Origin of the sequence: Microbulbifer echini (assembly GCF_041447225.1) — a bacterium.
Lineage (GTDB): Bacteria > Pseudomonadota > Gammaproteobacteria > Pseudomonadales > Cellvibrionaceae > Microbulbifer > Microbulbifer echini.
Genome location: NZ_JBGMEL010000012.1, coordinates 52,125 through 73,839 on the forward strand (window position 1 = coordinate 52,125; position 21,715 = coordinate 73,839).

Annotated in this window: 16 protein-coding genes; 9 read left to right on the plus strand and 7 right to left on the minus strand. The window is 46.1% G+C overall.

Features of this window, described 5'->3' with window-relative positions; translation table 11 throughout:
* Nucleotides 1-29: 29 nt before the first annotated feature.
* Nucleotides 30-851 (plus strand): MBL fold metallo-hydrolase, encoded by an 822-nt coding sequence (locus ACCI51_RS12945; protein WP_371843919.1) that lies wholly within the window; start codon nucleotides 30-32, stop codon nucleotides 849-851.
* Between the two features lie 189 nt (nucleotides 852-1,040).
* On the opposite strand, the gene ACCI51_RS12950 is transcribed toward ACCI51_RS12945, so the two are convergent.
* Nucleotides 1,041-1,835: a class I SAM-dependent methyltransferase gene (locus tag ACCI51_RS12950; protein WP_371843920.1), complete on the minus strand. Its 795-nt coding sequence runs from the start codon at nucleotides 1,833-1,835 to the stop codon at nucleotides 1,041-1,043.
* A gap of 80 nt (nucleotides 1,836-1,915) precedes the next feature.
* Between ACCI51_RS12950 and ACCI51_RS12955 the strand changes: the two genes are divergently transcribed.
* Nucleotides 1,916-2,395: a GFA family protein gene (locus tag ACCI51_RS12955; RefSeq protein WP_371843922.1), complete on the plus strand. Its 480-nt coding sequence runs from the start codon at nucleotides 1,916-1,918 to the stop codon at nucleotides 2,393-2,395.
* A 103-nt stretch (nucleotides 2,396-2,498) separates the two neighbouring features.
* Here the strand turns inward: ACCI51_RS12955 and ACCI51_RS12960 are convergent, their stop codons facing one another.
* A complete protein-coding gene (locus ACCI51_RS12960) occupies nucleotides 2,499-4,127 on the minus strand; it encodes a di-heme oxidoredictase family protein (protein WP_371843924.1) in 1,629 nt (542 codons plus the stop codon).
* Between the two features lie 1,150 nt (nucleotides 4,128-5,277).
* On the opposite strand from ACCI51_RS12960, the gene ACCI51_RS12965 reads away from it, so the two are divergent.
* The gene (locus ACCI51_RS12965) at nucleotides 5,278-6,435 is read left to right on the plus strand and encodes an NAD-dependent epimerase/dehydratase family protein (RefSeq protein ID WP_299581786.1); all 1,158 of its coding nucleotides are present in this window, start codon (nucleotides 5,278-5,280) and stop codon (nucleotides 6,433-6,435) included.
* 80 nt (nucleotides 6,436-6,515) lie between these two features.
* The gene (locus ACCI51_RS12970; protein WP_371843926.1) at nucleotides 6,516-7,544 is read left to right on the plus strand and encodes a glycosyltransferase family 4 protein; all 1,029 of its coding nucleotides are present in this window, start codon (nucleotides 6,516-6,518) and stop codon (nucleotides 7,542-7,544) included.
* A gap of 43 nt (nucleotides 7,545-7,587) precedes the next feature.
* Here the strand turns inward: ACCI51_RS12970 and ACCI51_RS12975 are convergent, their stop codons facing one another.
* A complete protein-coding gene (locus ACCI51_RS12975) occupies nucleotides 7,588-8,442 on the minus strand; it encodes an alpha/beta fold hydrolase (protein ID WP_371843928.1) in 855 nt (284 codons plus the stop codon).
* Between the two features lie 168 nt (nucleotides 8,443-8,610).
* Here ACCI51_RS12975 and ACCI51_RS12980 point away from each other — a divergent pair, with 168 nt between their 5' ends.
* From ACCI51_RS12980 to ACCI51_RS13000, 5 genes are all read left to right on the plus strand, one after another.
* Complete coding sequence (locus tag ACCI51_RS12980; RefSeq protein ID WP_371843930.1) at nucleotides 8,611-10,635, plus strand: protein-disulfide reductase DsbD family protein; 2,025 nt, start codon at nucleotides 8,611-8,613, stop codon at nucleotides 10,633-10,635.
* An 84-nt stretch (nucleotides 10,636-10,719) separates the two neighbouring features.
* The gene (locus ACCI51_RS12985; protein WP_371843931.1) at nucleotides 10,720-11,226 is read left to right on the plus strand and encodes a protein disulfide oxidoreductase; all 507 of its coding nucleotides are present in this window, start codon (nucleotides 10,720-10,722) and stop codon (nucleotides 11,224-11,226) included.
* A gap of 229 nt (nucleotides 11,227-11,455) precedes the next feature.
* Nucleotides 11,456-12,274, plus strand: coding sequence for an MBL fold metallo-hydrolase (locus tag ACCI51_RS12990; RefSeq protein WP_299581801.1), 819 nt, complete (start codon nucleotides 11,456-11,458; stop codon nucleotides 12,272-12,274).
* 98 nt (nucleotides 12,275-12,372) lie between these two features.
* The gene (locus ACCI51_RS12995; protein WP_371843933.1) at nucleotides 12,373-13,086 is read left to right on the plus strand and encodes an aspartate/glutamate racemase family protein; all 714 of its coding nucleotides are present in this window, start codon (nucleotides 12,373-12,375) and stop codon (nucleotides 13,084-13,086) included.
* 500 nt (nucleotides 13,087-13,586) lie between these two features.
* On the plus strand, nucleotides 13,587-16,109 hold the full coding sequence (locus ACCI51_RS13000; RefSeq protein ID WP_371843935.1) for a TonB-dependent receptor plug domain-containing protein: 2,523 nt from the start codon (nucleotides 13,587-13,589) through the stop codon (nucleotides 16,107-16,109).
* A gap of 100 nt (nucleotides 16,110-16,209) precedes the next feature.
* On the opposite strand, the gene ACCI51_RS13005 is transcribed toward ACCI51_RS13000, so the two are convergent.
* Genes ACCI51_RS13005 through nuoL form a run of 4 tightly spaced genes read right to left on the minus strand, consistent with a single transcriptional unit; the run spans nucleotide 16,210 to nucleotide 21,714 of the window.
* On the minus strand, nucleotides 16,210-16,734 hold the full coding sequence (locus ACCI51_RS13005; RefSeq protein ID WP_299581809.1) for a hypothetical protein: 525 nt from the start codon (nucleotides 16,732-16,734) through the stop codon (nucleotides 16,210-16,212).
* Between the two features lie 14 nt (nucleotides 16,735-16,748).
* A complete protein-coding gene (locus ACCI51_RS13010; RefSeq protein WP_371843937.1) occupies nucleotides 16,749-18,290 on the minus strand; it encodes an NADH-quinone oxidoreductase subunit N in 1,542 nt (513 codons plus the stop codon).
* The gene (locus ACCI51_RS13015; protein ID WP_299581815.1) at nucleotides 18,287-19,879 is read right to left on the minus strand and encodes a complex I subunit 4 family protein; all 1,593 of its coding nucleotides are present in this window, start codon (nucleotides 19,877-19,879) and stop codon (nucleotides 18,287-18,289) included. Before ACCI51_RS13015 ends, ACCI51_RS13010 begins: the two co-directional genes overlap by 4 nt.
* Complete coding sequence (gene nuoL, locus ACCI51_RS13020) at nucleotides 19,876-21,714, minus strand: NADH-quinone oxidoreductase subunit L (RefSeq protein WP_371843939.1); 1,839 nt, start codon at nucleotides 21,712-21,714, stop codon at nucleotides 19,876-19,878. The genes ACCI51_RS13015 and nuoL overlap by 4 nt, the downstream gene beginning before the upstream one ends.
* Nucleotide 21,715: the final 1 nt, after the last annotated feature.

A 21,715-nucleotide genomic window follows, 5' to 3' on the forward strand; every position in this document is an offset into this window, starting at 1 on the left:
ATAGCGTCCACTGATTTAGAGGGTACCCCATGTCTGTACGTGAATCTTTTCGCTACCAGGATCTCGATGCGCTGCGGGTTGGGCGCTTTAATCTGGGGGTCAATACCACATTTATTGTCTATAGGCTCAAAGGTACGGTTATCGATACTGGCCCCAGTAACCAATGGAAATATGTCAAGCCATTTATTCAAAGTGCGCCTCTTAGGCAGTTGCTGCTTACCCACCACCACGAGGATCACAGCGGAAACGCTGGCGCGATTCAAAAAATCACCGGTGTACAGGCTTATGCTCCAGAGTTGACGATAGATATATTAAAAAGAGGTTTCCGCATTCCCCCGATGCAAAAACTCTTCTGGGGTAGCGCCGGAAAAGCCGACGTTGCGCTTTTGCCTAGAGATATAAGCATTGGCCCAGATAAAGTGGAGCCCCTGTTTAGCCCCGGACATGCCAAAGACATGACCTGCTACCTTTTACCGGAACGAGGTTGGCTATTCAGCGCAGATCTGTTTATTGCCAATTACCTAAAGTTTTTGCGCATCGATGAAAATATTCCCACATTACTAAACAGTATTAAGAGTGTGCTGGAACACCCCTTCGACGTTATTCTCTGCCCACACCGGGGGGTTGTGGAAGATGGTTGGCAGCAATTGAATAAAAAGTATGAATATATTTTGAGCCTTTCCGCAGACGCCCAAGAGTTTGAAAAGCAGGGCCTACCATTAGACCAGATTACTTTCCGTTTATTAGGAAAAGAGGGGCTGCTCAGTATTATGACTGGTTATAATTTCTGCAAGAGAAATCTGATTGCCTCGTGTTTGAAGGTGGACTTAAATACAATGGCCCGTTTCTAACTTTCCTGCCCGGTGGGCTATAGATAATAAAAGTAAAATATATCCTGCCCTGATGTGCCTGGTTTTGCCTATCTGATCGGCAATGTTGATCAATTAGATGCGCAAGCAATCATTGACAGTGTCAAATATATGTAGGTTTTTTTATATATGCTGAATATCAATATCTTTGCGGGAACGAGCTAAAGTATTTTATGCATCGGCTTTAATAATAAATCGCTTAATTCGTACTCCCGCCTGTTCGCGCATCTGCGGATGAATTTTTTGATAGTAGGCATCCATCACCTGCTGGGAAAACTCCTGTCTTTGTGGCTTGTGCAGATGCCGAAATTGAGGCACCCAAGATAAGAAGAATGTGGTGAGTGTTTCTCGGGTGCCAAAGTTTTCCACATGGTGGATTTCATCAATTCTGGGGAGGTAAAAACCGGCCTCCTCAATAACATTACGTATTTCGCTGAGTGTATAGTGGTTGTAGGGATCGGAAAAATTCTCAAAATAAGGTTGCCACTGTTGACTGTTTTGGAATTCGTACACTGTATCCCAGAAATGTTCATGATCAACCTGAAAGCCGGCCACAACCTGGCCACCTTTTTTTAAGTGCTTGTAGAAACCATCCCAGACTTTTTTCTGGTCAGCCACCCAGTGTAAGCAGCTGAAAGAAAAAATAATATCGAATGGCTCGTCAAACTGAATGTCATCGGCACTCATCTGCTCAAAGGATAGATTGAGTAGCCCGTCGTGAGCAGTGCGTGCGTAGCGAATCATATCCTCAGTGAGATCTACACCGATAATCCTGCCATTGTTGAGGCGTTCGGCCAGGTAACGGGTGATTTTACCATCGCCACAACCCACATCGAGAATCATTGATGCATCTTGATAGTTACAGCGCTGAATGGCCTCCATAGCCTGGCGCCATTGCATGGTGGAGGACTTTACATACTCTTGAGCTTCCCATTTATCGTGTCTGACGGTTTTATCGATAGGCATGGCGGCATAAACCTTGATTATGGGACCGCTAACCAGTCTAGCCTAAATACAGGAAGGTCTTTGAACCGGGAGATTTGACCGTGAAACTCAATGGTTCCTGTCACTGTCAGGCGGTGCGCTTTAGTCTTGAGTGCCGACAGCCTTATCCCTTTTGCCGCTGTTACTGTTCGATTTGCCGTAAGACCGCCGGGGGCGGCGGTTATGCGGTAAACCTTGGCGGGGATTACCAATCGATGACGGTGAGGGGAGAAGAGTATATATCGGTCTATCAGGCTCGGCTTGAAAATGCCTCAGACGGCATTCACACCAGTCCGGCACGACGCCATTTTTGTTCAAAATGTGGCAGTGCCCTCTGGCTGTGGGACCCGCGCTGGCCCGAGTTGGTGCACCCATTGGCCTCTGCAATCGATACCGCCTTACCCGTCCCCCCCGAGCGAACTCATCTATTGCTGGCCTTTGCCAAAGAATGGGTGGAGCCGGATATTCGAGCAGGGGATAAGTTGTTCGATGGCTATCCAGATGAGTCGCTGGAGGAGTGGCATTGCCGCCACAACTTATAGGCAGGTGCTAAGGTTTGCGGGGCCGAAGTAAAGTCAGCGTCGATACAAATAAGCGGGGCAGGCCAGCTGGCCTGCCCCGCTTGCAGAGCGGATTTTTTGTGACTTATTCTGGAGCCAGGTAGAGCACCAGGTTATCCAGGAAACTTAAGAGATCGGCTTTGTCCGCATCGCTAAGGGCTTCAAACTGCTCCTTACTGGATCGTGCATCACCGCCGTGATACAGGATGGCTTCTGTCATGGTGGTGGCGCGGCCATCGTGTAGGTAGGGCGCAGTAGAACCTACCCCCCAAAGGTTTTCGGTGAGAAAGACAGAGGCTCCCACGTTCCCTTCATCAAACTCCTCGGCGAGAAATCTGCCCATATCGTGGCGTTTTAGGTCTCCATAGAGGCGTACGATTGCCCCACCACTTTCGGTTTCTTCAAATTGTCCCAGCGTTTGACCAGAGGGTAGTTCCTGGGGGTTATCGAGAATATCGGTAAGCAGGTTGAACTGCAGGGAGGTGCTGGGCAGCCCGGCGATATTCCCGGCGGGATAAGTTTCGTCACGATAACTGGCGTGCTTTGACGGTTCGTAGAAAACCGGAGAGGCTACTTCCATTTCCGGGGAGTGGCAGGAGGCGCAGTCAATAGAATTGAAAACTTCTTCACCATTTTGAATGCTGGCGATATCTGCCTCGCTGAGTGGGAGTCCGTAGGTCGCTTGTTCTTCTTCGTTGAGGGTATTGACAACAGTGTTGAGTTCCAGCTTAGTGACAGGGCGCGGTTGGGCTGCGTTATAGATCGCCAGTGCAGTGATATCCCCAATGCTCAGCTCATTGGTAATAGAATCGAAATCACTGTCGGCATCGCCCACTAGCTCGGTGGCTTGCATGCCAAGTTCCTGGTGTGCGGCACCCCGTACAAAAGCGCGCACAAAGCCGGTTAAGCCCTTCCACTCAAAGGGGCGTACAACGAGGTCTGTGTTGATGCCGACGAGGTTGTCATAGTTAACCTCTTCACAGGAGACGGCGATTTCACCAAAGTTTACCCCTTTAGCCACCATTTCCACAGTGGCGTCATTGCCAGAGGTACAGCTGTCTGCCACGGCTTGGTCTCTTAAAGAGTGCAGCTCTGTAGTCATTTCTTCGGCGACCAACTGTACCGCGCCCATACCAAACAGGTGGGGGGAATTCCGCTCAATGAAGCCCTTCTGTTTGCGCTCCGGATCCATACGGATCACATTGTCACTCACGCCACCGCCACCATCGGCGACAGGAACATTGTGGCAACTGATACAGGAGTCACCATTGGGGCCGGTTGCCCGGTGCGGTAGGATGTTAGCCCAGGCTTTTGGGCCCCTGAGGTCAGGGCGCGGGAAGCTGGTAAAGCGTTTGCCGTTGCCGACATTCACTCCCACGCCATCTAGGGCGTTGTAGTTCATTTCAAACAATTCATCACCTTCCTCAAAGGCGTGCACATAGGCTTCGATAGGGTCCATGGCCTCCAGCTCAGCCTGATCTATGTGGCCACCGAGATGAATTTCTACCGCGCCAGCCTCGAGAATCTGTACGGTGTTAAAGATGGCACTGAAATCAAAAGGTTGCTGTCTTTGCGGTCGCGGGCCTTTTCTCGCACTTTTAGGCACCCTGTGTTTATCGTGTTTGGAACCAAAATCCGCAAATGTCGGCGGTGCGGTAAATGTTAGGGCAGATATTGCCAGGGAAATAGGCAATAGGTGTCTTTTGGAAATCATCAGCGATATCTCCCGGTACTCAATAGATACATATGGAGTAGAATTCTTATTGAGATGCCCAGGTAGTCAGCATAAAAATTCTTCCTGTAGCTGCCCAGCCAGTCGCAGGAAAAAATGCTAAAGAGGCGGAAAGTGTAAACCTCTTTAATCTCACAAGGAGCATCTCGATAAAGTTAAAATGCATCCCTGCACGACACTAACGGTTTATTCGAAAGTGTTGTTAGGCACAAAAAATGGGAGATTTAGTGAGGGCGCCCTTTTCAGGTGGCGACTGCACTATGCTAGGGCTAATGCCCCGCGAACGACCCCGATTATTTATTTTTGCCCATAACCCTCTGCGCACTTGCACAGACCTGTTGTATTTTTCTTACATGTCTTAGTTGTCGTATCTGTATTTGGAGTTCCCAATTTTGAAGAAAATAAAAAAGTTGTTTTTCGGTGACAGGGAGGTCTGGTAAAGCTGCCTCGAGGCTGCCCCATCAGCAATGAGTCTCTTATCCAAGTGGAGATTAATTTGTGTTAAAAATCCTGGAGCAAGTTTCCCAAAATTAGTTTGCAAGGTTGTTCCGCTTATCGGGAGCCTTCCCAAAGGAGAGCTTGCCTGGGGACTAATGGTTCAGGCGGTAGAGTGGTTGTGTAACTATTGTTATATCAATTGCCATAATCAAAAATGATTGCCTGTCTTTAATAGAGGTTACGTTATCGAATAGCGCCCCCATTGGCGTATACCGCCGAAATGCGTGGCGTTCATTTTCAGAATGTCGGGCTTAATCCTTTGTCAGTTAATGGAAAATAAAAAATTGGCGTCATATTCCTTTCATTGGCGCAATTTCATTCTTTGTCGCCATATATTTCACACGGCAAAGAGTGAGATAGTTCTATTAGATTTAGCTGTCATGTTTGGCGGGGTAAACCGGTGCAAAGGCAGTCAATGAGAGTCACCAATAGGCGAATGGATTTTGCTCTTGGATTGGAAGCCGTAACAGTAGGGGAGATCAGGTCATAAATCCCTACTTACGGTGATAGCCGGAGGCCAGGTCAATTATTGATATAAAGCCGTATCGAGTATCTGGGGATTATCTGGGGCTGGTTAGGTGTTGGGGCCCACTCCGGGTATAAAGTCATTTCTTGTCAAAGGGAAGAGGTTAGGGTGAGAAAGGTACTAGTTCTTGGTGGGGACGGATTCTGTGGGTGGCCGACATCTCTCCATCTTTCTGAAGCGGGATATGAAGTAATTATTGTCGATGACTTTTCCAGAAGAAAAACAGATATAGAGTTGGAGGTTGAATCGCTGACACCTATTCGGCCTCTCGGTGAGCGACTTAAAGTTTGGCGGGACGTGTCGGGCAATAAGATTCGGCATATTACTATCTCAATTGGTAAAGAGTATCGCAGGCTTTTAGAATTACTGATTACGGAAAAACCAGAGGCTATAGTACATTTCGCTGAACAGCGATCAGCGCCTTATTCTATGAAGTCATCCGGCCACAGGCGTTTGACTGTTAATAAAAACCTAAGTGCAACAAACGATATTCTTGCGGCGATTGTCGAAAGTAAATTGGACATACATCTTGTTCATTTAGGCACAATGGGTGTCTATGGATACGGTACAGCGGGTATAAAAATTCCGGAAGGCTACCTTAAAGTACAGGTTGAAGAGGGTGGAAAAGTTACTGATGGAGAAATACTGTATCCCTCTAATCCTGGCTCTATCTATCACATGACCAAAGCTCAGGATCAGTTACTTTTTTCTTTTTATAATAAAAATGATGAACTGCGTATCACGGATTTACATCAGGGAATTGTTTGGGGTACTCAAACACCACAAACCCGGAGAGATGAGTATCTAATCAATCGATTTGATTACGATGGTGACTACGGTACCGTATTGAATCGCTTTCTCATGCAGGCGGCCATTAATTATCCGCTTACGGTACATGGAACAGGTGGTCAGAAACGTGCTTTTATCCATATACAGGATACGTGCCGCTGTATTCAGTTAGCGATTGAACATCCACCAGAAAAGAAAGACCGAGTAAAAATATTAAATCAGATGACAGAGATTCACCGGGTCAGGGACTTAGCTCAATTGATCGCAGAGAAAACCGGTGTAGGTATTGCTTATCTGGATAATCCAAGAAAGGAGTCCGCTGAGAATGATCTACTGGTAATTAATGATCAGTTGCTGGAGATGGGCTTAAAACCGACAACACTAAATAAAGAGCTTATGACAGAGGTAGAGCAGGTCGCAAGGAAATATTCCAGTCGATGTGATCAGGATAAAATTCCGTGTCTTTCAGAATGGTAGGTGTTAACTGACCTCAGGTTTTGGATTAGAGGTGTTAGATTGAATTGTCATTTTATCTAAGTGGATAGAGATTTCCAGGTATGAAGATATTGATTGCTACAGATACCTATCCAAAGCAGCTGAATGGTGTGTCAAGGGTTCTTGAGAAAACGATGAAAGAACTAGCTGTGCGGGGGCACCAGGTTAAACTTGTATCAGTAGATGAATTTTTCTCTATTCCCTTGCCGGGCTATCGAGAGATTCGTGTTGCCATATTTCCAGGATCACGGCTCACACGTATTGTTGATGATTTTGCCCCAGATGCGATTCATATTATGACAGAGGGGCCTATTGGCTTTGCAATGCAAGGCTATTGTAAAAAGCGGGAGTTGAAATTCACCACCTCCTGGCTTTCCAGGTTGTCGGAGTATGCTTCCCTTCGCTATAAAATCCCGGTCAATTGGTTGCACAAGCTATTGGTTAAGTTTCATCAGGCTGCATCTCAAACCATGGTGACAACAAAGAGTATGGAGAATGAAGCAAGAGCTCTCGGTATTGAAAGGGTTGTTCGTTGGCGGCGAGGGGTCGAGTTAGATAAATTTCATCCTATTAAAACAGATGTTTTTTCCGGTTTGCCTAGACCGATCATGTTGAACGTTGGTCGCGTTGCTGTAGAAAAATCTCTGGATAGATTTTTATCGATCAATACTCCTGGCACCAAAGTAATTGTTGGCGATGGACCTCAGTTGGGTGATCTGAAGAATAAATTTCCAGAGGTGATTTACCTTGGTGTCAAAGAGGGTAAGGCGCTGACCGAGTGCTATAGCGGAGCTGATGTATTTGTTTTTCCATCATTAACCGATACTTTCGGTTTGGTGAATTTAGAAGCGCTTGCTTGTGGGCTACCTATAGCCGCCTATCCCGTAACGGGGCCTAGGGATATTATTGGTGATGCCCCTGTAGGCGCTATGGATAAGAATTTAGCCGTAGCTATTCAGCGAGCTCTTTTGTACAACTCGGATGACTGCATTGCTCGAGCAAAAACATTTTCCTGGGATATAGCCACTGATGACTTTCTTTCTAATTTGGTGCCCATCAGCGTGGGGCAACCAGTCTCAGCTGAATATTAGGTATGCTGGGGCTAGAGGGGAGAGATGGATCCAGAAGTAACTCTTATATTACTGAGCTTAGTAGCTCGGACCAGTTATCCCGATTTAGGAATCCATAGTGGCCGGCTTTAGGCCAAGTATGTGTAGTACAGAGTGGGAGCATCTTGGCAAGATGCAGGGGCATTTTATAATCAAGGATATCGTCAGCATCTCCAAAAAAAATTTCAACCGGAATCTGGATGGCGTTAGGCTCAAAACCCCAATCCCAAAGCGCCATAATCATCTCGTAAAGTCCTTCTCCCTTTTGGTTCATGCCGGTGCTGAAAGATGCTTTGAACATTGCTGTGAAACTGGGGTCTCCCAATAGAGTAGCGGCATCCGAGGGATCTTCACGCGCAGTTTGCTGAATAAAGCGATTAATATCATTTCTGGCGCTTTTGGAGGCTACTTTACAAATCCAATTGATCAGAAAGGGAATTCTGTGCAGTCTTGCTATCAGTTTTAGATCGCGGTTCTTCAATAAAGCGGCAACTCCCGCTTTGCCCAATGGAGCAACAGGGGAAGCAAGGGATATCTTATGAACTCTATCAGGCAAATGGTAAGCCACAGAAAGCGCGTGGGGTGCTCCGCCAGAGTGTCCTAGCAAAGAGAAATAATCCAGCGCTAGGTGATTTGCTAATTCTTCCATATCCTTACCCCAGTCAACCATTTTTCGCCCCCTTTTTGGGGATGAACCGCCGACTCCGGGTTGATCGGCAGCTATCATTTTAACGCCAAGAGCCGTAGTGAGTGTGTTGTCGGGATTTCGTATTAATCTTGAATCAGAGAAGCCATGATTAAATATCACCGGAAATCCAGTGGGATCGCCGTAGATGTCGTATCGGAGATGGCGTCCATCTTTAAGTGTCAGCGTGGGCATACGGAAGATAATATTTGATTATATATTAATGATCTAAAGTGGTTATCTCGGAGTATAGTGTTGATATCTCCCTGGTAATAAATTCTTGGTTTACAGCGTTTAGGCATCGCAGGAGGTTCTAGGTATCTCGAAATTGCGCAAAGGTTCTTCAGCCTCAAGGAAAATCATGTGTATAACATCAAGTTTTTCTTGAAGATAGCCTTTACATTGTTGGCTTTTTACTGGACCTCCTTCACTTATGCACAGGAGGTGGTAACTGCCGATCATATGCAGATACGCTGGTTGGCGCCTTCCAGTTTTGCACGAGAATCTACTGAAAAAATTGGCCTCTATTTTATCTTAGAGTCAGGGTGGCATGTATATTGGCGAAACCCAGGCGATTCGGGTGCGGCACCCCAGTTTGTAATTGAGGAAGTGGGGGCAAGCGCTGGGCCAATAGAGTGGCCCTTCCCCACTCGAATTAAAATAGAGCACCTCACTAATTTGGGTTATGAGGGAAATGTAGCTTATCTGTTTGATTTGACGCCCAAGCCGGGTAGGGAACAAGTCTTACTGAGCGTTGATATTGAATGGTTGGTGTGCAAAATCGAATGCATACCTGGTTTTGGGTCAATGACATTGGCGCGCCCTGTAGGAGGTCAGTCTGAATGGTCTCCCGAAGACTTGAAGGTACGGAATTATTTTGCGCAACGAGTGCCATCCTCGGAAGAAAGTAGTCCCTGGAGGCTTGGCAATCTGGCAGCTCAAGGAAACAAACGCATCCGGTTGTTCATCGAGTCTGTAGAGTTAGATAAGCCAGCGGAAGTTTTTCCTGTCGATGGAAAAGTATTCTCGGCTGCCAAGCCGGTCCTGCAAAGAGATGATAAGTCTTTGATCTATGTCTTTGCGCGCCTACCGGACTCAACCTTACCAAAGGCGGCTAGCTTCGTATTAAGTGATGGAAATCGCGCCTGGCAATTAAATCAAGTACCGTTTTCAAGCCCTTTATCCGAGGCACAGTGGAGGCCATTGTGGTTAATTATTCTTACGGCATTCGCTGGAGGCGTGCTTTTAAATCTGATGCCTTGTGTTTTCCCTGTACTCTCTATCAAGTTGCTAGGACTGATCGGCGAGGGGGGGAATACCGGAACGCGACTGCGTGAAGGGATGTTATATGCCTCTGGAGTTATTTTTACCTTTACGCTCCTAGGTTTAATACTCTTAATCCTGCGTGCGGGAGGGGCCTCTATTGGCTGGGGGTTTCAATTGCAGTCACCCGCAGTGGTAATGAGTCTGATTGTATTGTTCTGGGTGATGGCCATGTCTTTTCACGGTGTCTTTGAATTTGGTAATCACCTGGTAAAAGTAGCCGGCCTTAGTCGAGGAGGAACCTTCGGCACCGGAGCGCTAGCGGTGTTCGTTGCGGCGCCCTGTACCGGGCCATTTATGGGGGTCGCTCTTGGCAGTGCAACTGTATTGCCCCCCATAGAGGCAATACTTATTTTTATTTGCATGGGGCTAGGTTTGGCGGCCCCATTTGTTATTCTTTGCGCAAGTCCCCCTCTCCTGGATCGGCTCCCATCACCAGGACCATGGATGGACAAACTTCGCCAACTATTGGCATTTCCCCTCTACGCCACAGTCATTTGGCTTCTTTGGATTTTTGGGCGCATGGAAGGGGAAGAGGGTTGGCTGCTGGGCACCTCCATGGTACTGCTGGTAACCGTCGCACTCTGGATGATCCGTAATTACACAGGTTTTGTTAGGGCCATTTCATGGGCGCTCTTGTTACTTAGCCTACCTGCTGGATTTTTGATCTTAGAAAGAAATGAACAGCAAACTATATCGGCCTCTATCGGCTGGCAGAAGTATGATCCGGCATTACTCAAACAAGCGCAAAAGGAAAAACGCTCTGTTTTTATCGACTATACAGCGGCTTGGTGTGTTACCTGCCAGGTAAATAAGCGGCGAGTACTGGATAAGGAAACCGTTTTACAGCTCTTTAAAGATAATAACGTTTTGCTCTTGCGAGCCGATTGGACTCGTGACGACCCACAAATTACCGAGTCTCTAGCCGCCTTGGGGAGAAATTCAATACCGGTTTATGCCTGGTATCCTGGTGGAGCCAAAGATCCGGAAATATTGCCGCAGATATTACAGGAATACATGATAGCTGATTTATTTGATGGTAGAAATGCGCCAAAGAAAGAGTAGGGGTTCGGTAATGAAAAGCTTGCAGGGATACTATTTTTGATAAGATTTTCAGGGTTAAATGCAATATAAAGGGAGGAGGTGTTAGTGGTGCAAATCCACTGGTATCGGATGTCAGTAAAAATATTGGTATTTACTATGCTGGCTATTATGGTGATGGCATCGGTCGCCTATTATCAGCAACGGGATGTTCCAAAAGAAAAGGCTCCAGGGTTAAAAGGCCATACATTAAATGGCAATTTTCTGGATCTTAAGCAGATGATTAAACAGGGACCTGTCCTTATATATTTTTGGGGGTCCTGGTGTCCTTACTGCCGGATAGTATCACCTAAAATATCTGAGCTGGCACGGGATTATCAGGTAATAGGAGTCGCTATGCAGTCGGGAGAAGAGCGGGTAGTGAAGGAGTATATGCAAAAGCATAATTTGAAGTTCCCAACCATTAATGATCCCCAGAGTAGAATCAGTGGACTTTGGGGAGTTAGAGTCACACCAACAATGATTATTGTCGGCAGCGATGGAAGGGTCGCATGGGTTACGAGTGGTGCCACGTCTAAAATTGGGTTAAAAATGCGCCTGGAGTTGACAGAATAGAGTATTCATTGAGCTGGAAGTTTTCAGGTTGCTTGACCTTGGGTACGAATGTTGTCGGCGCCAGTTATAGACCTTTCGACCTACCCTATTAATAAAGCTCTGTGTACTATGCCGAGAATGTCACTTTATTTATCGGAATGAACAGATATTTATGGTCGCTGATCCTGGGAGCTAACTATCTTAGAGCTTTAGTCTTATTGATTATTCGATTTTAAGTGTTGGAGGATGTGTGTCGGTCATTGACTCATTTGACTATAAAGATCTCGATGCGCAGAGGGTTGGTAGGTTTGATTTTGGAATCAACACTACATTTATTGTTTATCGTTTAAAAGACACTATTGTTGATACCGGTCCTAGTAATCAGTGGAAATACATCAAGTGGTTTGTAAGAAATAAGCCCTTTAAGCAGCTTTTACTGACGCATCACCATGAAGACCATAGTGGTAATGCCGGTTCCATTTATAAGTTAACGGGTATTCAACCCCGGGCCCCGAAAGCAACAGTTGAAATTCTTAAACGGGGCTTCCATATATCGCCATTGCAGCGCTTGATATGGGGTGCGGCGGGTCTGGCCGAAGCTGCGGTATTACCCAAGGATTTACGTATTGCCGGTGAAAAAGTGATCGCCATTTCTGCTCCAGGGCATGCTAAAGATATGACCTGTTACTTAATGGAGAACAGAGGTTGGATTTTTACAGCAGATCTCTATGTTGCCAGCCATCTGAAAATGCTGCGTAAAGATGAGAGTATTCCAATCTTAATGCAGAGTATACGTAGGGTACTTGAGTATGATTTTGAACTTATCCTTTGTCCACACCGGGGCATGGTGGAGAATGGAAAAAAGCGGCTTCAGGATAAGTACGATTACCTACTTAATTTATCCAGCTCCGCTCAGGAGTTAGGGAGGCAGGGAATTTCCCTTAAGGAAATTACTCGTCGTCTGCTCGGTAGAGAGAATATGATGGCGCTCCTTTCAGGCTATAACTTTAGTAAAAAAAATCTGATTGCATCCTGTATGGCCCTAGATTCCACTGAATCGATTGAGTAAGCATATGCTCTCGATTGTCGATCGTTTAAGGAAGGTTGTATCCCTCCATAAATTGACATAGCTTAAGTGCTCATTTTTTGAAGTCATGTGAGGGATCCATGAAAAAGGTGGGATTATTGGGGGGGATGAGTTGGGAGAGTACACAACTTTATTATAAGTTGATTAACCAGGGAGTTAATCGCTATCTCGGTGGTCTCCATTCTGCAGAGATTATTTTATACAGTGTAGACTTTGCCCGTGTGGAAAAGCTGCAGAAAAATGGCGACTGGCAAGAGGCTGGGCAGCTTCTGGCTGAGGCGGCCAGGTGCCTGGAATCGGCCGGTGCGGACTGTATTCTCATCTGCACAAATACTATGCATAAAGTGGCTAAATCAGTAGTTATGTCAGTAGATATCCCTCTCCTACATATCGCCGACGCTGTAGCAGAAATTTTGTTAAATAAAAAAATTACTAAAGTTGGCTTATTGGGAACCGCTTTCACAATGGAACAAGACTTCTATCGGGAGTACATACAGGATAAATATGGGGTAACCGTTATCGTGCCCGATTCCCCTGATAGGGCCGCTGTTCATAAAATAATCTTTGAGGAGTTATGTAAGGGGGTATTGCTGGATTCATCCAGGGAGTTGTATTTACAGGTTATTGATCGACTTTCAGCACAAGGAGCAGAGGCGGTAATCTTGGGGTGCACAGAGATTGGTTTGTTGGTTTCTCAAGACAATGTGACGGTTCCACTTCTGGATACAACCCAAATACATGCGAGTAAAGCTGTGGAATATGCGCTTAGCGACAGTCAGACGTTTTCTACTTGATCCTCATTGTGCAATGTGGATGAGGTTCAAAATTAGCTGGTAGAGGCTCCTTTCTATAATGCCGCTTATTTAGGATGAACTGTTTTATTTTGAGTGAAACTTCAGTTAGTATTCATTATATAGCCGGATTTATTGAGTTATATTTATTCCGGCTTCCTTCCTCTCTATTCACTTTTTTTCTGGTTTGGTCCAAGTTGCCTTAGTGTCACAAATGGCATTATTTTCTAGTTAGACATGATTTAAATTATCAATATCTGTTATTTAGGTATTTTAATTTTTCATTTTTAGTGGCATTTTCTACCTGTGTCACGCTTCTTGCAGTGATTGTGAACGAGGATAATCTTCATTCGAATTCTTCAACTCAAAGAGTGAATTATTCGAACTATAACGATCAATTATTGGGTGGGTACTTGTGTGTGTTACATAGGTTTTCCACACTGATAGAACTTGGTCTATTTGGCTTTGAAGATAAAACCAATAATCAACAGGGTAGCTATTTCATGACAGAAAATAAGAAGCGCTGGCTCGCGGCCTGTGGCGCTCCATCGCTATTGGCGATGACCATTGCCGCTGTATCCAGCCCTGCGGTTGCTGAGGATGCACTTCTGGAGGAAGTCATCACCATCGGTACCCGTGTCGAAGGGCGCTCTGCTACAGACTCCTCAGCGCCGATCGACATTGTTACCGGTGACGAATTTGTCAATCAGGGCGATGGTGATCTCAACAATTTGCTGCGCAATGTCGTGCCTTCCTACAATGTGAATGCTAAACCGATTTCGGATGCAGCATCGATTGTGCGCCCGGCGAACCTACGTGGCCTGCCACCTGATAGCACTCTGGTTCTGGTAAACGGCAAGCGCCGTCACCGTGCTTCAGTGATCTCTTTCCTGGGTAGTGGTGTTTCGGATGGTGCCCAGGGGCCGGATATTTCCGCTATCCCAGCGATAGCGTTGAAGCAGGTTGAAGTCCTTCGCGATGGCGCCGCAGCACAGTACGGCTCCGATGCGATCGCCGGTGTCATTAACTTCCAGCTCAAAGATGCCGCCGAGGGTGGCACTGTCGAAGTGAAGCATGCCACCACTGCCGAGGGCGATGGTGACCAGAGTATGGTTGCCGCCAACTTTGGCCTGCCGCTGACCGATTCCGGCTTCATCAACTTCAGCATGGAGTATCGTGAACAGGACTCCACCAGCCGCAGTACCCAACGGGATGACGCCGCGCAGTTGATTGCCGATGGTAATAGCTCTATTGCCAGTCCCGCTCAAGTTTGGGGTCAGCCGGAAGTGAATGATGACACCAAGTTCTTTGTCAACAGTGCCATTGAACTGAGCGATGCCCTTGAGCTATATGCTTTTGGTAACTATGCCAGCCGCTCTACCGATGGGGGATTCTATTTCCGTAACCCTGAAGATAGGGCAGGGGTCTTTACCTATGAGGAGAAGTATGATTCAAATGGAGATGGGGTTAAGGATAAAAAACTGATCTACCCCCTGATTGGTGATTTAGATCCCAGTAATGGTATTGATAATTGCAAGAACGTCAGTGTCTCAGAAGCTCGCGATCTCGATGAGTGTTTCTCCTTCACCGAAATGTTTCCCGGCGGCTTTACCCCTCGCTTTGGTGGTGATCTGGAAGACTACTCCCTATTTTTCGGTTTGCGTGGTGAGCTTTCCAATGGTATTGGCTACGATGTGAGCGCCAGTAGAGGGCAGAACAAGGTAGATTTCCATATCTACAATACTGTAAATGCCACTATGGGCCCGAATACGCCTACCAGCTTTAGTCCTGGTGGTTATGCGCAAACCGAAACCAATTTTAATATTGACCTGACCAAGGCTACTGAGATTTCCGGCAAGACATTGTATATGGCCGGTGGTTTCGAGTGGCGAGAGGAAGAGTTCGAAATCAATATGGGGGATGAGGCCTCCTGGACGCTTGGGCCTTTGACTGAGCAGGGCTTTATTATTGGCTCTAATGGTTTCGCGGGATTTGGACCGGAAGTCGTCGGTACTTTTGATCGCGATAATATTGCCCTCTATACCGATTTTGAGTTGGAAGCGACCGATAATTTGCGCTTGGGTGCAGCAATTCGTTGGGAAGACTTCTCCGATTTTGGTGATACCTCTAACTTTAAGTTATCGGGTCACTATGTAGTAAACGATAGGTTGGCTCTGCGCTCCACAATCAGCACAGGTTTCCGCGCACCCACGCCAGCTCAGTCAAATATTAGTAATGTGACGACAGCCTTTACCAATGGTCAGCTGGAAAATCTCGGTACTATCCCACCAACTAACCCAATTGCCCAGTTGAAAGGTGGTAAGCAATTACAGCCTGAAGAGTCAGAAAGCTTTACTATTGGTGCCATCATTGCTGCTGGAGATTGGGATATTACCCTCGACTACTTCCAGATTGCGGTAAGCGATCGAATTACCCAGTCAGCGGATCAGCTACTGAGTGATGCCGAGCGCGCGCAGTTGGTGGCTGATGGTATCAGTGGGGCGGATTCTCTGTCGTACTTCCGGTTCTACACCAATGATTTCGACACTAAAACTCAAGGAATCGATTTGGTCGCAACCTATCCATTGGGTGATGCTACAGACCTGAGTTTCGCTGCCAACTGGACAGATACCGAGGTTACGGACTTTAATCCAGACACCATGGATGATATGCGTCATCAACAACTGGAGGATGGTCTTCCCAATATTCGCGGCAATGCCACGGTCTCCCATGCCGGTGATGGCTGGCGCGGGTTAGTGCGTCTGAACTATTACGGTAGTTACTGGGAAGCGCACCTGGACGATTACAGCTTGCCTATCGATGCTGGTGATGAGTGGACAGTGGACATTGAAGGGGCTTACGACTTTAGTGATTCCTTGTCACTGATCGCTGGGGCTGAGAACCTGTTTAATAACTACCCAGACAAAAACCCCTGGTCCGGTGTTGCAGGCGCTGAATACCCAGAGACTGCACCCATGGGCTTTAATGGTGCGCTCTACTATCTCCGTGCACAATATGAGTTTTGACGGTTAAAGTAGCATCTGGGCATGATGTTTGGTTTTGAGTGACTTTGTCACCTGAAGCCAGGGCCCCAAGAAAAGCCCGCAAATTATGCGGGCTTTTCTTTTACATGTCCCAAAGGGAGTTGGTGGCCATTGATAAAGTAATACGCTCTTTGTCCTGAATTTGCTTCAGATCCTCGAAGACTTCTTTGACTTCCATAGACTCTATCGCACCATATACGGCTTCATACAGGCTTGAAAAGTAGCGGTCTACTTCACGTCCTAATTTGTTGATTTCTTTGATCGTGGGAGGATTGCTTAGCGATAGCTTCCGAATAAAGTCATCAGCACTTTCTTCATGAGTATATTGTAACCAGGTCCCCATGACCTTTTGCCGGACAATTTCTCCGTAGTTTGATAAATTTCTTGCCATCCGACGTTCGTGTTCCAACATATGTTGTAAGAGTAGCTGAGTTCGGTAATCCTCAGACTCATCATGTAAATCCTCATAAAGGTCAGCCATATCGAGATGAAATTTTTTTGCATCTCGAATGATTTCAAATGCCTGCTTGAAGGTTTTCATATTTTGCCCTTTGGTACCCAGTAAATGTAATTGGGCAGAAAAACAGGTCGTATATTTTGCGGCCATACCCTAATTTATCTTTATAGTGCATTTATCCAGTTGATCAAGATTTGAGGGAATATTCCAAATAATAATAGTGCTCCAGTCAAGGTTGCTATTAAAAATTGTCCAGAGGTTGCAATTACTAGAGTGCCATTACTGTTGGTTTCGGCAGTTTCATTGCGCTGTACCATGATAAGTAGCAGGCGCAGGTAGTAAAAAAGACCCAGTGCACTCCCGACCACAACACCACCTAAAAGTATCCACATTTGCCCTTCGACCCCCGCTGTGAACACATAAAATTTACCAATAAAACCTATAGTTAATGGAATTCCTGCAAGTGAAAGAAGCATGGCGGCAAAACAGCTAGCTAGCCAGGGTGAGCGCCATAGAAGTCCGCGGTAAAATTCACGGTGGTAGGGGTTTTTTGCGTCTATTAGAAATTCTTGAGGATGTTTTCCGCTAAGAATATTCTCTTCGGTTGCATCAGCTACTAACCCTACAACTGCGAAACCCCCTAACGTAGTAACAATATAAGCTACCAAGTAATAGATGACAGCCTCCGTACCAAAGGTACTTTTACCAATAAGAAACGCCACAATCAAATAACCAATATGACTAATAGACGAGTAGGCTAAAAGACGCTTTATATTGGCCTGCATTAGTGCTAAAAGATTTCCCACTAACATGCTGGCTATCGCTGCGATAGCCAGCATATCAATTAACACTTCGCTCCCAAAGAGATCCAGTGTGTTAAAAAATCGGAGCAAAAATCCTATCACTGCTCCTTTGCCGACAGTTGCAATCAAGGCGGTTGTAGGTGTTGGCGCCCCTTGGTAAACATCTGGAGTCCATATATGAAAGGGAACTAGAGATAATTTAAAGGCAACAGAAATTAGCAGTAAAGTGATTCCGGTTGCAAATAAAGTAGAGCTTTGAGAAAGCTCTGTCATCCTCGAAGCTATGGCATTAAAGTCGAGCGATCCGCTTGCACTATAGATTAGTGCAATACCAAACAAACCAAGGGCTGTGGATAATGCCGAGAGGATCAAATATTTAATGGCGGATTCAAGGGACTGTAACTGCTCCGACTTGGATGAAATTTCCCCAGTCACTGCAAACCCCAGCATTGGGTAAAGCGCTAAGCTGATTAGCTCTAATCCAAGAAAAAAAGTAGCAAAGTGGTTGGCGAAAATAAGTGTGCTAGCCCCCAGCATTGCGAGTAACAATAGGATATAAAATTCCTCGGGATAACTAGCTGAGACTCCTCTCGGATCGCAGCGCAGGCGTAGATAGTTGAATCCCATGATGCTGATGGAAACGGCAGTTAGAAAAAGTAATAGACAGAAGAATAAAGAGGTATGGTCAACAAGTAATAAGGCTGTGACTTGTATAGAGCTAACGTCTCCTAGCAAGTTACCTGTTACCCAGAAGCAAGAGATAATTGCTAACAATAAAGTCAGTATAGTGGTTGCCAATGCTCCGCGATGGCCTCTCCAAAAAGATACCTGTAATAACAAAATAACAATGCCGGCACTTATTATCAGTAGTGGCAGTATTGCTAAGAGTTCCTGCGCGCTCATGGAGTATTATCCTCTATAGAGGTGGGCTCAACCCTGGATGAGTGGACCTGTAAAGGTGAAATCTTGGGGGGGAACTTCTGAAAGCTCAATGCAGACTCAATTTTATTAACGGACATTTGAACGGTCTTATCAGAAATATTGAAAATGGGTTGTGGGTGTAACCCGATAAGTACGAGCAATGCGGCAACCACAAGCAGTGCGCCTGTTTCCCGCACGTTGAGATCTGCTGTGTTGCTCTCTTGGATAGGCTTCTCCAATCGTTTGTTAAGCTTACCAAAGAAGACTCTTTGCATCATAATAAGAGCATAGAGCGCAGCTCCAATAAGGCCGATAGCCGCGAGAGCTGTAAGCCAATGATTGCTGCGGAAACTTCCGACGAGCACCGTAAACTCGGCAACAAAATTACCGAGTCCAGGCAGGCCGAGGGATGCCACTGCAAAAAAAAGAGCGACGGCCGATAGCTTGGGTAGCTTGGACCAAACCCCTCCCAGTTGTTGCATGTCTCTGGTATGGAGGCGGTGCTGTAAAGCACCTACGAGTGCAAATAAAGCGGCAGTACTCAGTCCGTGCGCAATCATTTGCATAACAGCACCCTGTATGGCAATTGTGTCCAGCGCATAGAGGCCAAGTAATACAAATCCCATATGACTAACACTGGAGTAAGCTACCAGGCGCTTCATGTCATTTTGTGCAAAGGCTAGCATTGCACCGTAAATAACACTGAGTGCGCCAATGGTCATTGCAACGGGGGCGAATAATATGGAACTCTCAGGAAATAGCGGTAAATTGAAACGTAATAGGCCGTAAGCCCCTGTTTTAAGAAGAATTGCCGCGAGTAGGATACTGCCCGCTGTTGGAGCCTGTGTGTGAGCATCTGGTAACCAGGTATGGAAAGGTAATGCTGGGAGTTTGACAATAAATGCGATAAAGAAACCAAGCATTAACCAGTAGGCAATGTCAGAGGGTACCTGGGCCTCTAATAATATATTGTAATTGAAGGTCAACTGTCCGGAATTTATGTAGTGAATATAGGCTAAGCCCACAATTGCGATAAGCATCAACAGACTACTTGCCTGTGTGAAAATGAAGAACTTGATTGCAGCGTAGATACGTCGTTCATAGCCCCAAACGGCAATAAGAAAAAGCATGGGAATTAGCATGACTTCCCAGAAAAAGAAAAATAAAAAAAGATCGATAGCGGTAAAAACCCCTGCAACTCCAGCCAGAGTCCATAAGTAATTGAAGTAGAAAAATCCTCGGCGAAACTGGATGTCATTCCAGGTCATAATAAGCCCGAAAATTCCCATCGCAATGGTCAAAGAAAGCATTAAAAAGCTTAGCCCGTCAATAGCGAGATAAAAATCGATGCCAAACCTGGGGATCCATGGTATTTTCAAGCTATCCCACCAAGTATTATCAGTTATAGCTTCTGTTGAAGTGATAAATGAGGAATAGTTTGTGAGAAGTACAGTTGTAAATAAAAGGCTAATTAGGCTTATCCAGCGCCCCCCGGCTTGAAAGTAACGCTCTGCTAGCCAAGCGAGTAGGCCGCCTGCAAACAGTATAATAATGATTGCTAGAAGGGTCATAGAGCCACCAGAAGTGCCAGGAATAGGACGGAACCTACGGCAAAAGTAGCCAGATACCAGCGCACCTGACCATTTTGTGAGGAGCTGAGTAGAGCGTTCAACTGCCGGCTCAGCGTAGCAGTACCTTTGTAGAGGCTGTCAATAATATCGTTGTGATTAATCTTGGCCAGTGATTTAAAAGGTTTTACCAAAAGATGCTCGTAGAGCCAGTCAAAGCCCCATCCGGAGAACCAAAATTGCATAATGGACGAACGTTTCTCGCCAGATTTTTTTTGGTAAATAAATAGCTTCCAGGCGATGGCAAGACCAATTAATGGCATCGCAATAGCGACACCCTCAATCCAGGCTGAGTGATCCTCATCGGGGCGACTGCCAAATACTGCCTGTAGCGGTGGTGCTAATAGGCCACCAATCATTGCCAGTAACGCGAGAATACAAAGAGGTATAGTCATCACAGGTGTATTGGCATCGTTACAGTGTGATGAGGCTGATCCCTCTCGGCCTAGAAACACCAAAAATAATACACGGAAACTATAAATTCCAGTGACTAACGCCCCGAGTATTCCAGCGAGCCATAAAATGTTGACACCCTGGTGAAATTCCCAGGCGCTCAATAAGATATGATCTTTACTATAAAAGCCCGATGTAAAGGGTAGGGCTGCCAAGCAGGCGCAGCCAATGGTAAAGCATATAAAGGTCAGTGGAATTTTTCGGTAGAGCCCGCCCATTGAAAAAATATTCTGCTCGTGATGCAGACTCAAGATGACAGAGCCGGCTGAAAGAAAGAGTAGGGCCTTAAAAAATGCATGGGTTATTAAATGAAAGATTGCTCCAGACCATGCACCCACCCCTAAAGCCAGAAACATATAGCCGATTTGGCTGATTGTGGAATATGCGAGAACCCTTTTAATATCGCTCTGCGCTATTGCACTAAAACCAGCCAATAATAGTGTGAGAGCGCCCACAAATGCCACCGTGGTCATAGCCGTTTCTGATAAAAGATACAAGGGGTGCATACGTGCAATTAGGTATACGCCTGCGGTGACCATGGTAGCAGCATGAATCAAGGCGCTTACTGGTGTTGGGCCTGCCATAGCATCTGGAAGCCAGGTCTGTAGAGGTAGTTGTGCTGATTTTCCTACGGCCCCACCGAGTAATAGTAGGCAGGCGACTGTGACTACTTCGTTATTAATATCAGGACCATCGATCGCAGCGGTAAGTTGTGGAATATTCAGGGTGGAAAATTCATAGAAAAGTAAGAACAGACCTATGGCCATCGCGGTATCGCCAATACGGGTGACGATAAACGCTTTTTGAGCAGCAGCACCATTGGCTGGTTCTTTATACCAGAAACCAATTAATAAGTAGCTGCAAAGTCCAACACCCTCCCAGCCCAAATAAAGTAAGACAAGATTATCAGCCATCACCAGAATTAACATGGCGCATACAAATAGATTGAGATAGGCAAAATATCGGCGAAAATCCGCATCTTCTCGCATATACCCCACTGAATATAAGTGAATCAGGAAGCCGACTCCGGTGATGACCATCAGCATTACCAGAGTCAGCCAGTCAATATAAAAATTAAAGCCCAGCTCTAGGTTATCTACGAGCATCCACTGCCAGAGTGCGATATTGACAATCTCAGATGGGTTTTTCCAGAAAACAGATATTGCCACAATTGCGGTAAATAGGGCGGCAATACCGATGCTGCCTACACCAATGCAGGCGACTGTTCTTTGTGATGGTTCGTGCCGATTAAAGAGTGGAAAAGCAACCAATGTCAGGAAGCCAATCAGCGGTAGAAGCGGTACCCAAGCCAAAAGCCCCTGCATA